This window comes from Altibacter sp. HG106 (assembly GCF_028561755.1).
In the GTDB taxonomy this organism is placed as follows: Bacteria; Bacteroidota; Bacteroidia; order Flavobacteriales; family Flavobacteriaceae; genus DFVG01.
The window spans coordinates 15,694-28,410 of the sequence record NZ_JAQQTD010000010.1; the positions used below are offsets into that span (position 1 = coordinate 15,694).

The 12,717-nt window shown below is 44.3% G+C and carries 13 protein-coding genes; 10 read left to right on the forward strand and 3 right to left on the reverse strand.

Features of this window, described 5'->3' with window-relative positions:
- Window positions 1-53 precede the first annotated feature (53 nt).
- The gene (locus tag PO830_RS14130) at window positions 54-449 is read right to left on the reverse strand and encodes a PUR family DNA/RNA-binding protein (RefSeq protein WP_272854226.1); all 396 of its coding nucleotides are present in this window, start codon (window positions 447-449) and stop codon (window positions 54-56) included.
- A 62-nt stretch (window positions 450-511) separates the two neighbouring features.
- On the reverse strand, window positions 512-2,263 hold the full coding sequence (locus PO830_RS14135; protein ID WP_272854227.1) for an ABC transporter ATP-binding protein: 1,752 nt from the start codon (window positions 2,261-2,263) through the stop codon (window positions 512-514).
- Between the two features lie 117 nt (window positions 2,264-2,380).
- Between PO830_RS14135 and PO830_RS14140 the strand changes: the two genes are divergently transcribed.
- From PO830_RS14140 to yajC, 4 genes are all read left to right on the forward strand, one after another.
- Window positions 2,381-3,478 (forward strand): Glu/Leu/Phe/Val family dehydrogenase, encoded by a 1,098-nt coding sequence (locus PO830_RS14140; protein WP_272854228.1) that lies wholly within the window; start codon window positions 2,381-2,383, stop codon window positions 3,476-3,478.
- An 88-nt stretch (window positions 3,479-3,566) separates the two neighbouring features.
- Window positions 3,567-4,511, forward strand: a complete 945-nt coding sequence (nusB, locus tag PO830_RS14145) for a transcription antitermination factor NusB (RefSeq protein ID WP_272854229.1) — start codon at window positions 3,567-3,569, stop codon at window positions 4,509-4,511.
- 55 nt (window positions 4,512-4,566) lie between these two features.
- Window positions 4,567-5,043, forward strand: coding sequence for a DUF1573 domain-containing protein (locus tag PO830_RS14150; RefSeq protein WP_272854230.1), 477 nt, complete (start codon window positions 4,567-4,569; stop codon window positions 5,041-5,043).
- A gap of 21 nt (window positions 5,044-5,064) precedes the next feature.
- Window positions 5,065-5,349: a preprotein translocase subunit YajC gene (gene yajC, locus PO830_RS14155; protein WP_272854231.1), complete on the forward strand. Its 285-nt coding sequence runs from the start codon at window positions 5,065-5,067 to the stop codon at window positions 5,347-5,349.
- Window positions 5,350-5,415: 66 nt separating this feature from the next.
- Here yajC and pepT read toward each other — a convergent pair whose 3' ends face one another.
- A complete protein-coding gene (gene pepT / locus PO830_RS14160) occupies window positions 5,416-6,657 on the reverse strand; it encodes a peptidase T (protein ID WP_272854232.1) in 1,242 nt (413 codons plus the stop codon).
- 86 nt (window positions 6,658-6,743) lie between these two features.
- Between pepT and PO830_RS14165 the strand changes: the two genes are divergently transcribed.
- From PO830_RS14165 to PO830_RS14190, 6 genes are all read left to right on the forward strand, one after another.
- Window positions 6,744-7,802 carry a quinone-dependent dihydroorotate dehydrogenase gene (locus PO830_RS14165; protein ID WP_272854233.1) on the forward strand — a complete coding sequence of 353 codons (1,059 nt, stop codon included), beginning with the start codon at window positions 6,744-6,746 and terminating at the stop codon, window positions 7,800-7,802.
- Complete coding sequence (locus PO830_RS14170) at window positions 7,799-8,413, forward strand: LysE family translocator (protein ID WP_272854234.1); 615 nt, start codon at window positions 7,799-7,801, stop codon at window positions 8,411-8,413. The genes PO830_RS14165 and PO830_RS14170 overlap by 4 nt, the downstream gene beginning before the upstream one ends.
- 54 nt (window positions 8,414-8,467) lie before the next feature.
- Window positions 8,468-9,331, forward strand: a complete 864-nt coding sequence (locus tag PO830_RS14175) for a hydroxymethylglutaryl-CoA lyase (RefSeq protein WP_272854274.1) — start codon at window positions 8,468-8,470, stop codon at window positions 9,329-9,331.
- 10 nt (window positions 9,332-9,341) lie between these two features.
- Window positions 9,342-10,856 carry a bifunctional metallophosphatase/5'-nucleotidase gene (locus tag PO830_RS14180; protein ID WP_272854235.1) on the forward strand — a complete coding sequence of 505 codons (1,515 nt, stop codon included), beginning with the start codon at window positions 9,342-9,344 and terminating at the stop codon, window positions 10,854-10,856.
- Window positions 10,857-10,915: 59 nt separating this feature from the next.
- Window positions 10,916-11,389, forward strand: a complete 474-nt coding sequence (locus tag PO830_RS14185; protein ID WP_272854236.1) for a heme-binding domain-containing protein — start codon at window positions 10,916-10,918, stop codon at window positions 11,387-11,389.
- A 112-nt stretch (window positions 11,390-11,501) separates the two neighbouring features.
- Window positions 11,502-12,713 (forward strand): DUF4856 domain-containing protein, encoded by a 1,212-nt coding sequence (locus PO830_RS14190; protein WP_272854237.1) that lies wholly within the window; start codon window positions 11,502-11,504, stop codon window positions 12,711-12,713.
- The last annotated feature ends 4 nt before the right edge of the window (window positions 12,714-12,717 follow it).

Below are 12,717 nucleotides of genomic sequence, written 5' to 3' on the forward strand. Positions count from 1 at the left end.
AAACCGCCCCAAAAAGTTGGGGCGGTCGAATCACTTTTTAAAAGGAAAGCGGTTTATATATCGTCAAAATCGATGTCGGTGAATTGCGTTGGCGGCGTTCGGTCGCTAGCGGCTCCAATTTCTTCCGCTTCGCCTTGCGCATCGTTTTCTTTATTGTAATCCTTTTGATGACGTTCGCTAATCACTTCTTCTCCTTTTTCGTCAAAGATGTAATCGATCATTTCGCTTAAATTATCTTTAAACTCAGAAAAATCCTCCTTGTACAGATAAATTTTATGCTTTTTGTAATGATACGAACCATCGTCGTTAGTAAATTTTTTACTCTCGGTAATGGTTAGATAGTAGTCTCCGGCTTTGGTAGACCGAACATCAAAAAAATAAGTGCGTCTTCCGGCACGCATAACCTTTGAATAAATTTCTTCTCGCTCCATCGTATGCTGATCGCTCATAGTATGATTTGTTAACACTTTGCCAAAAATCTAAAAAAAATGGAAATAACACAACTTCTGATTTACAAATCTTTTTCGGAAAGTTGTTTTTCGTACAGTTGTTGATAGTAGCCCTCGGTACTTACCAGTTGATTGTGAGTGCCTTGTTGAATGATTTTGCCTTCGTCCAGCACAATAATTTGGTCGGCATTTTTAGCAGAAGAGATTCTATGGCTTACAATGATAGTAGTTTTCTGCTGTGAAATTTCGTGGAGGTTTTGTAGGATTTCTTCTTCCGTTTCGGTGTCCACGGCTGAAAGGCAATCATCGAACAGAAGAATACGTGGATCTTTGATAATAGCTCGGGCGATGGAAACACGCTGTTTTTGGCCTCCGCTGAGCGTAATGCCACGTTCGCCTAAGATAGTATCGTATCCTTTAGAGAATCCCACGATATTTTTGTGTACCGCGGCATCTTTGGTGGCTTGAATAATTTCTGCTTCGGAAGCATCCTCCTTTCCAAATTTAATATTGTTTCGAATGGTATCGCTAAAGAGGAAGGCATCCTGAGGGACGTACCCAATATCCCCGCGAAGGTCGTCCAGGTTCAATGCTTTGATAGGGGTATCATCAATTAGCAGTTGGCCGTTGGGGACATCGTACAACCGACCGATCAATTCTAAGATGGTCGATTTCCCGCTTCCGGTATTTCCGATAATCGCCAGCGTTTCTCCCGGCTTCACGGTAAAACTCACCTCCTTGAGCGCCGTTATGTTGGTATCGGGATAGGTGAAGGAAAGCTTGTTGAAGGAAATCTTACCTCTGATAGGCGTGTGTTCTGTCACCTCATTGGTAATTTCCGGAGTAACGTCTAAAAATTCGTTGATGCGTTGTTGAGAGGCTTCCGCCTGTTGTACCATCGAGCTTACCCAACCCACGATAGCGACGGGCCAGGTGAGCATGTTCACGTAGATGAGGAATTCAACAATGGTTCCGAAGTCTATGGTGCCGGCAATAAATTGTTGTCCGCCTACATATACCACCAGTAAGTTGCTGGCTCCAATCAAGAGGACCATAAGGGGGAAGAATAAGGCCTGAACTTTCGCCAGATCGATGTTCTTCTCTTTGCTGCCTTCCGATAGTTCTACGAACTGTTCGTGGGTACGCGGCTCAATCCCGTAGGCTTTAATCACCGAGATTCCGCTAAAGCTTTCCTGAGTAAAGGTGGTAAGTTTTGATAGGTATTGTTGCACGATGGTACTTCGCTTGTGAATGGCGATACTCAATTGGTAGATACATATAGAGAGCACAGGTAGTGGCGCAATGGCGTAAAGGGTAAGGGTAGGAGCCACGTAGAACATGTAGGTGATCACTACAATAAACAACGTAATGGTGGTCGTACTGTACATGAGGGCTGGTCCGGCATACATGCGAACCTTTGACACGTCTTCGCTGATACGGTTCATCAGATCGCCAGTTCGGTTTTGTTTGTAGAAGCCTAGAGAAAGTTGTTCGTAATGTTGAAAGACCACATTTTTGAGATCGAATTCGATGCGTCGAGACACTACAATTATGGTTTGTCGCATGACGAAGGTGAAGATAGCCGACAATAAGGTGGCTCCCAGAAGCAGCAGGATGCTCGTCCATAATTCAGACTCCATGGTGGCCACGTCAATTTCCCCCAGCACTCGGCGTCGCACAGAGTCAACGATACTACCCACCTGTCTAGGAACAACGAGTTTAAACACGGCTGCGATGATGGTTACGAGAAGGCCAACCAGCAGTCGACCGCGGTATTTATGGAAGAAAGGATTTAGGGAGCGAAGCGCTTTCATGCTCAATATAATTGTTAATAATAAATTCTTGAATTAACGATGTAATTTTTGTGACATTATCAGTTTTAGCGTAATTTTGCACGTCCTTTTTAAGGGATTGTTAAAAATAGGAATTTGATGGAAACTGATGTAGTTCAATTGAGTGATTTAAAAAAGGTGGCGCCTGTCTTTGGGCAAACGTCTTTTGACGATCACGAGCAGGTCGTTTTTTGCAACGACAAAGATACAGGATTAAAGGCAATAATAGGAATCCACAATACGGTTTTAGGTCCGGCTCTAGGCGGTACACGTATGTGGCAATATACATCCGAGTGGGATGCGTTGAATGATGTACTCCGACTTTCACGGGGGATGACGTTCAAAAGCGCTATTACCGGTCTCAATCTGGGCGGGGGTAAAGCCGTTATCATAGGAGATGCCAAAACCCAGAAGACCCCCGAGTTGATGATTCGTTTTGGGGAATTCGTTCATTCTTTAGGCGGAAAATATATCACGGCGGAGGATGTTGGGATGAAGACCGAGGACATGGACTTGGTACGCACGGTGACACCCTACGTTACCGGTATTTCTGAAGAAAAAGGAGGCGCCGGAAATCCTTCACCCATCACTGCCTTTGGAGTGTTCATGGGTATGAAAGCTGCGGCGAAACACGCCTTTGGTACAGACGTTCTGGAAGATCGAGTAATTTATGTTCAGGGCATTGGAAATGTGGGAGAGGCGCTAGTAGAACATTTGAGCAACGAAGGAGCTCAGGTGTATGTAAGCGATATCAACCAAGACCGTTTGGAAGAAGTGCGCGATAAATATGGCGTCAATATCTACGGGGGAAACAATTTGTACGCCGAAGAAATGGATATCTACGCTCCTTGCGCGTTAGGCGCCACGGTAAATGATCTCACCATCGATCAATTGAAGGCGAAAGTAATTGCCGGAGCCGCTAACAACCAATTGGAAGAGGAGACCAGACATGGTGCCATTTTAAGAGAAAAAGGCATTGTGTATGCCCCCGACTTTCTAATTAACGCCGGAGGGATCATTAATGTGTACGCTGAGCTAGAAAATTACGGGCGTCAGGAAATTATTCGCAAGACTGAAAACATTTACAACACTACCTTGGAAATTTTAAGCAAAGCCGAGCGTAATGATATTACGACACATCAAGCGGCCCTTGCTATTGCCACTTCTCGTATTGAGGCGAGAAAAAAGGAAAAGTAGGAAATCCGAGAGATAAAATAGTATCTTTGTAGCGCACAGAAATATCTGTGCGCTTTTATTTGCAATCTGCCAAAAGTTCTTAGAAACGATGCTCACAAGACGACACATACGGGTAAAAGTACTACAGTCTATTTACGCCTTACGCCAAAACGAACACCCGGATCTTGAAAAGCAAGAGAAATTTTTGTTTTACAGCATCGATCAAATGCAGGATTTGTATGTGCTGATGCTTCAGTTGGTGGTTTCACTTCAGGCCTATGGCGAGCGCTACATGGAGCGCGTTCAGCAGAAACATTTAGCCACCAAGGAAGAGAAAAATCCAAGTCGGAATTTCATCAACAATCAGGTGATCACTTTGCTTTCCGAAAGTGAGTCCCTTCAGCAATATTTAAAGAATAAGAAATTAGATTATTGGAAGGAAGATGACGAATACTTGAGCATTCTCTTTTCAGAAATGAAGGAAACCGACTGGTATGCGGCCTATCTTTTGAAGACGGAGCCAACCTACGAAGACGACAAAGAATTTGTGGTGCAACTGTATAAAAAGGTCATCGCGCCCAACGACAAGTTGTACGATTATTTGGAAGACAAGCGCCTTACCTGGTTAGACGATTTTCCGTGGGTCAATACAGCCATAGTAAAAATGCTTTCCAAGATCACCCCTAAAAAGGCACGGCAACAGTTGCTGCCCGATTTGTACAAAAATGAAGACGACCGGGAGTTCGCGCGGCAATTGTTTCGAAAGACCGTGTTGAATGACGGTGTTCTTTCCGAAGCGATAGAAGGTAAAACGCCCAATTGGGATACCGACCGAATCGCAGATATTGATTTGATCATTCTGAAGCTGGGTATTGCTGAATTCCTGTACTTTCCGTCCATTCCGGTTCGCGCAAGTTTGAATGAATACCTGGAGATCTCAAAAGAGTATTCTACACCTAAAAGTAGCTTGTTTATCAATGGAATACTGGATAAGCTGGTGAAAGAATTTACCAAGAATGGCAAATTGAAGAAAATAGGAAGAGGGCTTCGATAATAATAAAAAAATTAAGTATTTTAGCCACTCTTAAAAATCTAATAATATTATTACTATGAAAAAATCCGTATTGATAATGGCATTGGCTTCAGTAGTAGCGTTTACTGCTTGTAAAGAAAATGCTTCAGACAAAGTAAGTGAAGAGAACGTTGCTGCCGCAGCCGATCGTGATGCGAATGCAGGGAAATTCCCAGAAATGACATTCGATGAGACAGAATTCGATTTCGGAACGATTGATCAAGGAACGAATGTAGAGCACACCTTTACGTTTACAAACACCGGAGAAGCTCCGTTGGTAATTGTAGACGCAAAAAGTAGCTGTGGTTGTACGGTTCCAGAATATACGAAAGAACCGGTTGCTCCTGGAGCTACAGGTGAAATGCTTGTAAAGTTTAACGGAAGCGGTAAAAATCAGGTAAGCAAAACGGTGACCATTACTGCCAACACACAACAAGGGAAAGAAACGATTAAGATCAAGGCGTTTGTAAACCCTAAGGAAGGTACTGGCGGAGCTCCTGTACAAACCAAATAAGACTAGCAGGATCCCCAATTTATGGAACAACTTCAAAGTTTTGCCCCGTTAATATTGATGTTTTTGGTGGTGTATCTGTTTATGATACGGCCTCAAATGAAAAAGTCGAAACAGGAAAAACAATTCGCAGCCGATCTAAAGCGTGGTGATCGTGTGATCACTAAAAGCGGACTCCACGGAAAAATACTTGATTTGAATGATGATGGTACTTGCGTGATCGAGACCGGCGCCGGAAAAATGAAATTTGAACGTTCTGCACTTTCGATGGATTTGAGCAAAAAGCTCAACGAACCCGAGAAAAAATAACGGATCCATAGCATATAGAAAACCCTCAGTGACTACTGAGGGTTTTTTTATGGGGTACTATTTTTTTTAAGAATTACGCGTTACCACTTCTTTAGCGATATTTACGATCACCTCGATCGCTTTCTGCATGCTTTCTACGGGAACATACTCATAACGGCCATGGAAATTATGTCCTCCCGCAAATATGTTGGGGCAGGGGAGTCCTTTAAAACTCAGTTGTGACCCATCGGTGCCACCTCGTATCGGCTTTATCAAAGGGGTGATTCCGGCGGCTTTCATAGCAGCTTCTGCAATGTCTACGATGTGCATTACCGGTTCGATCTTCTCACGCATATTGTAATACTGGTCGGAAATAGTTACCGTAATGGCTTCCCGTTCATATTGCGCGTTCAACTCTTCTGCCAGCTGTACCATCATCGCTTTTCGCGCTTCAAAATGATCTTTATCATGATCGCGGATAATATATTGAAGTTCGGTATGATCTACTTCGCCTTCCACACTGTACAAATGAAAAAATCCTTCTCTGTCTGAAGTATGTTCGGGGGTTTCCATACGCGGAAGCGAATTGATGTAATCAGTAGCAATGTACATGCTGTTGATCATCTTTCCTTTGGCATAGCCGGGATGAACGATCTTTCCCTTTATCGAAACAACCGCTCCGGCGGCATTGAAATTTTCGTATTCCAATTCGCCAATCTGACTCCCATCCATGGTATAGGCCCAATCCGCCCCAAATTTTTCCACATCAAATTTATGGGCTCCACGACCAATTTCTTCGTCTGGGGTAAAACCGACCCGAATTTTTCCATGCGGTATTTCCGGATGTTGGATTAGGTATTCCATAGCGGAGATGATCTCGGCAATTCCCGCTTTATCGTCGGCTCCTAAGAGCGTGGTGCCATCGGTGGTAATGAGGGTTTGCCCTTTGTATTGAAGCAAGTCGTCGAAATCGTTTGGAGAGAGGATTATATTCTCTTCGGAATTGAGCACGATATCGCCCCCGTCATAATCTTCAATCAGTTGTGGTTTGACGTTCGCTCCGGTAAAATCGGGTGTCGTATCAAAATGTGAGATAAACCCGATCACGGGCACCTCGGTATCGCTTGTCGCGGGCAGGGTGGCCATAATGTACGCGTTCTCATCGATAGTCACGTCCTGCATGCCTATGTCCTTAAGCTCCTGAACTAAGGCATTGGCTAAATCCCATTGCTTGGCCGTACTAGGTGTGGTGTTGCTTTTTGGGTCACTTTCGGTATCGACGGTAACATAACGTATAAATCGGTTGATGAGGTGTTGTTGGTCTATCATGTGCTTCATTTTACCTTACAAATTAACGGAATAAGCCGTAAACATTTTGGGCTTTTAGTAGTATTTTTGCGAGACATTTCCAGCCTATGTACAAACAGCTCATCCGCCCGATCCTCTTCTGTTTCAATCCTGAAAAAGTGCATCATATTACTTTTAAGGCCTTACGAGGGTTACACCGGTTGGGGTTGGGCAGCCTTTTTGCTGCCCGCCAAACCCGTCATGAGTCGTTGCAGCGAAAGGCATTCGGACTCACATTTCCGAATCCGGTGGGTTTGGCAGCGGGGTTCGATAAGGATGCAAAATTATACAAAGAACTCTCTGGGCTAGGATTTGGGTTTATTGAAATAGGAACGCTCACCCCGCGACCCCAACCGGGAAACCCGAAGAAGCGGTTATTCCGACTCAAACAAGACGGAGCGATCATCAATAGAATGGGGTTTAATAATGAAGGTGTTGATGCGGCTGTGGCACGACTCAAGAAGAATGGAAAGGTGGCAGAAGTACCACTGAATAAGCGGGTGCTTATTGGTGGGAATATTGGTAAGAATAAGACCACGCCCAACGATCAGGCTGTTTCCGATTACGAATATTGCTTTACTGCCTTGTTTGAATATGTAGATTACTTTGTGGTTAATGTGAGCTCTCCCAATACTCCGAACCTTCGTGAACTTCAGGATAAGGAACCATTAACGCAGTTGCTGAATACCTTACAGGTGCTCAATAAAAAGCATTCCGAAGCATTGAAACAGACGACCAAACCGATACTTTTAAAAATAGCTCCAGATCTATCCGAATCACAATTACGGGACATCATTGATATTGTTGCGGAAACTAAAATCAACGGACTCATTGCTACGAATACGTCGATTGGTCGCGACGGACTCACTTCAGAGAATAGAAATGAGGTAGGCGGACTCAGTGGTAAGCCGCTTACAAAACGAGCGACGGACGTCATTCGTTTCTTGACGAAAGAAAGTGACGGTACGATTCCAATTATTGGAGTAGGCGGAATTCATTCCGCGGCAGACGCCGAAGAAAAATTGGCGGCAGGCGCCTGTTTGGTGCAGTTGTACACGGGGTTTATTTATGAAGGTCCGAAATTGATAGAGGCTATTTGCAACACTCAGAGAACCGCAACCACATGATCGATAACGTACTATCTTTCTCCTTGGCAACCCTCTTATTAGCATTGTCTCCCGGGCCAGATAATATCTATGTGTTGAGTCAGTCGCTTGCCCACGGTATGAAAAGTGGTATAGCAACTACCGCCGGTCTTATCAGTGGCTGCATCGTGCACACCACCTTGCTTGCCTTTGGCGTGTCTGCCTTAATTACAGAATCCCCTCGCTTGTTTTACGGACTCAAAGTATTTGGTGCGCTATACCTATTGTTTCTGGCATTTAAAACATTTCAGAACAACGGGGCCGTCTCGATTGGAGCTGCTGTTCCTAAAAAGACCTCGATGCAACTGTTCTGGCAAGGGGTGGTCATGAATCTTCTCAACCCAAAAGTCATGATCTTCTTTTTGGCCTTTTTTCCGGCATTTCTATGGGAACCCAAAGCCGAAACGGTATTGCAGTTTTACATTCTTGGTGTAACTTTTATGATCGTTTCCTTCGCGGTGTTTAGTATTATCGCTATCCTATCCGGAAGTATTTCGCGCCTATTAAAACGGCAGCCGAAGATTCCTATCGTACTTAACTGGCTTCAAATAGTCGTATTTGTTGCTATTGCCATACTTATTTTACTCGCTTAAAAAAGCACGGTTGAATGTATTTTTGACCGCTTCGGAATTCATATCTTTATGCACATGCAAGCGGTGAAGATCATAGAATGTCCCAGAGACGCCATGCAAGGTATCAAAGATTGGATTCCTACGGAAAAGAAGGTGCAATACATTCAATCGCTGCTACGCTGTGGGTTCGATACGATAGACTTTGGAAGCTTTGTTTCCCCTAAGGCCATTCCGCAAATGGTAGATACCGCCGAGGTGTTATCGCAATTAGACTTATCTGAAACGAAGAGCAAATTGTTGGCTATCGTAGCCAATGTACGAGGGGCCGAAGCGGCCGTTCAGCATTCGGAAATTGCCTATTTAGGCTATCCGTTCTCTATTTCTGAAAACTTTCAGATGCGAAACACCCACAAGACCATTGATCAGTCCATCGGTATTTTGCAAGAGATTTTAGACCTGGCAGACGCCAACGATAAAGAAGTGGTAACCTACCTTTCCATGGGCTTCGGAAACCCCTATGGCGATCCTTGGAATGTAGAAATTGTAGGCGACTGGGCAGCGCGCCTTTCGGGCATGGGCGTGAAAATATTATCACTAAGCGATACTGTGGGTACGTCTGATCCGGAAACTATTGATTATTTGTTTTCGAATCTAATTCCGAAGTATCCACATATCGAATTTGGGGCACACCTTCATACGACGCCCACCTCATGGCACGAGAAGGTGGATAGTGCGTACCAGGCGGGTTGTCGGCGTTTTGATGGCGCAATACAAGGTTTTGGCGGCTGCCCCATGGCGAAGGATGAACTCACGGGCAATATGCCTACCGAAAAGTTAATTAGTTTCTTTACCTCAGAAAAAGTCGATCATCAAGTCGCGCCTATGTCATTTGAAAGTGCCCACAATGAAGCCACGAAAATATTTACTAAATATCATTAATATGCATCGAATGTTACGATCTCTTGCCATTCTTACAGCAACGCTTTGGCTGAGCGGATGTAAAAGCACCCAAGTCACAACGCCCGTGGTGACCGATGATGGAATCTTAGAGTGTACCCTCATACAACTTAATGACGTTTATGAAATCGCTCCCTTGAGCGGCGGAAAATATGGAGGCATGGCGCGTGTTTCGTATGTAGTCGATTCCATTCGTGTCCAACAACCTAATACACTCCTGTTCATGGCCGGTGATTTTTTAAATCCATCGCTGTTGGGAACGGTAAAATACGAGGGCGAGCGCATTGCTGGAAAGCAGATGATTGAGGTGATGAATGCAATGGACTTTGATCTTGTAACCTTCGGAAATCATGAATTCGATCTTTCGGCGGCGGATCTACAAAAACGACTGGACCTTTCTGAGTTTCAATGGATGTCTTCCAACACCTTTCTGAAGCAAGACGGAGAAGCCATACCGTTTCCTACGGGAAAAAGCACTGCAGCATTTACATACACTTTCGATCTGGAAGATGACGATGGTACCCGGTTGCCCTTAGGTTTTTTTGGAGTGACGTTGAACTCGAATCCGCAGCCCTACGTTTTTTACGGCGAACCGATGTCGTATGCGCAACAAGCCGTCAATCAATTGAAGGAACAGGGAGCTGTGCCTATCGGACTAACACATCTTGCGCTAGAACAGGATAAAGAGTTAGCCCGACTACTGGGCGATGTTCCACTAATCATGGGAGGGCATGAACATAACAATATGCTGGTAGAAGTTGGAAACACCAAGATCGCTAAAGCGGATGCCAACGCCAAAACGATTTACATTCATCACTTACAGTACAATGCCAAGCAAAAGCGTCTGGTAATCGATTCAGAATTGTTTCCAATTGATGAAACTACGCCCTCTGACCCGGAAGTGGAAGCCATAGTTGCGCGTTGGAATGAAGTGTTGAACGAAGAAATAAAAACCGTCATTGACAATCCCAACCAGGTTATTTACGAGGCCAATCCCCCCTTGGATGGCACCGACAGCGCTAGCCGAGGAGTTCAGACTAATTTAGGTAATATCATTACCGAAGCGATGGTACTCTCGTTTACACACAACGTCGACGGTGCCCTTGTGAATGGTGGTTCTATTCGTATTGATGATATGTTGGTCGGCCCTATAACAAGTATGGATGTGTTTCGAGTACTTCCCTTTGGTGGAGGAGTTTTAAAGGTCGAGATGAAAGGGAGTCTGTTGATCGAGACCTTAGACTATGGAGTGTCCAAACGCGGTACCGGAGCCTATTTGCAACGCGCTTATATCGATAAGAATGCGCAAGGAGAATGGACCCTGCGTGATGAAGTGATAGCAGCGCATAAGGTTTATACCATTGCCGTGAGTGATTTTTTGATGAAAGGGTACGACATTCCTTTCTTAACACCTGACCATCCCGGTGTTATTTCGGTATACGAGCCCGAACCTTCCGAAGTGGCATACGACATTCGAAAGGCCATCATTCAGTATCTTCAGAAATAAAAAAAATAGATACTAGAATAGGAGGAAATCTATTAAGGATAACATTCAAGAATTATAGTATGAAACGAATTGTAAAAAGTATTGCCATTATAGCCCTTATCGCACTTGTGGTGCTTCAGTTTTTTCGCCCTGAAAAAAACGATTCCGGCTATGCCTCTGTAGCCGATTTTGAAGCCGAAACTAAGGTCTCTTCGGAAGTTGCCACCCTCCTAAAAAACAATTGCTACGATTGTCATAGTAATCAGACACAATATCCGTGGTATGCTGAAATTGCTCCCATATCCCTATGGTTGGACGATCACGTTAAACATGGTAAAGGAGATTTCAATGTTTCCGAATGGGCTACCTATTCCCTCAAGAAAAAAGAACACAAACTCGAGGAACTAATCGAAGAGGTAAAGGAAGGGGAGATGCCATTGCCCTCCTATACCTGGATCCATGGCGACCTCACTTCGGAAGAAAAAAAATTATTGCTGCAATGGGCTACGCTAACGCACAATGACTTCCGTGCGGCGTTACAGGCGACACAATAGTAACCTTAATTTTATTTAAAATTAATCTAAATAGACTTGTGTAGGTATAAGTCATCTTATATTTTTGCACAAAATTTATTATCTGTTTGTATTTAATCTAAATAAAATTAAAATGAGAATCCCCTTCTACTACACCGTAATCTTCGCTCTATTCGGGCTCGTGTCTTGTGCAACGGACGATGACGCCGGAACCGTAAACGATCCTACTACAGTTGCGACTCCAGAAATGTACTCTTTTGTTCGCGATGGTGAAAGTACGGTGAGCTTTTCGGGCCAAACAACCCGAATTCAAATGGCGGAAGAAATGCTTAGTGTTTTTCTGGATTTCGATACCACCACAGAAGACCTTTTGTTAAACATGTTATCCAATGAGAACAGTCCTTTTAGTGACCCGTCTTTGAACGAATCCGATAAGAACATCCTCAGTAAAATAGCAGCTTCCGAAGATTACTTCAGCGGAAATACCGCCGGAAGTGCTACTGTACGTAACCAATTTGAAAGTTATATTACTAGCGTTATTTCGGAAGTATATCCTAATACCGAGCAGGCTGCTGCACCCGGTGTTCCCGGACAAATTTCCGATGGCAGTAGTACGCGTTTCGTCAATGGAAAGGGACTAGAATACAATCAAGCCTTTGGAAAATCAATGATCGGAGCCCTAATGCTTGATCAGGCCTTGAACAATTACCTGAGTAGCGCCGTTCTGGATGCGGGTAATAATCGTGAAAATAACACGGCTAAAATTACCGAAGCGGAAGCCTCATATACCACGATGGAGCATAAATGGGATGAAGCCTACGGCTATGTATACGGCAATGCCGCCATGCCGGAGAATCCCAATACAACCATTGGGGAAGATGATAGTTTCTTAAATAAATATGTGGGTAGGGTCAATAGTGACGACGACTACAATACGATCGCCCAGGAGATTTTTGATGCCTTCGCCCTGGGACGTGCAGCCATAGTGGCCAATGATTACGAACTACGGGATGCTCAAGCCGAGATTATTCGCAACCGACTTTCTTTGGTGATCGCCGTACGAAGTATTTATTACCTGCAACAAGCGAAGACCGCTATCATCGCTGAAAATTACGGTACCGCCTTTCACGATCTGTCAGAAGCCTATGGATTTATTTACAGCCTTCAATTTACCAGAAATACGGCAACAAACGCGCCATACTTTGACGCAGCAGAGGTGGATGTATTGCTCAATAACGTACAGCAAGCAGAAGGATTTTGGGAAGTAACTCCGGAAATTCTTGATGCGATGTCCGCAACCATTGCCGATCGCTTCGGAATAACGGTAGCCGAAGCTGGAAGCTAAAAGT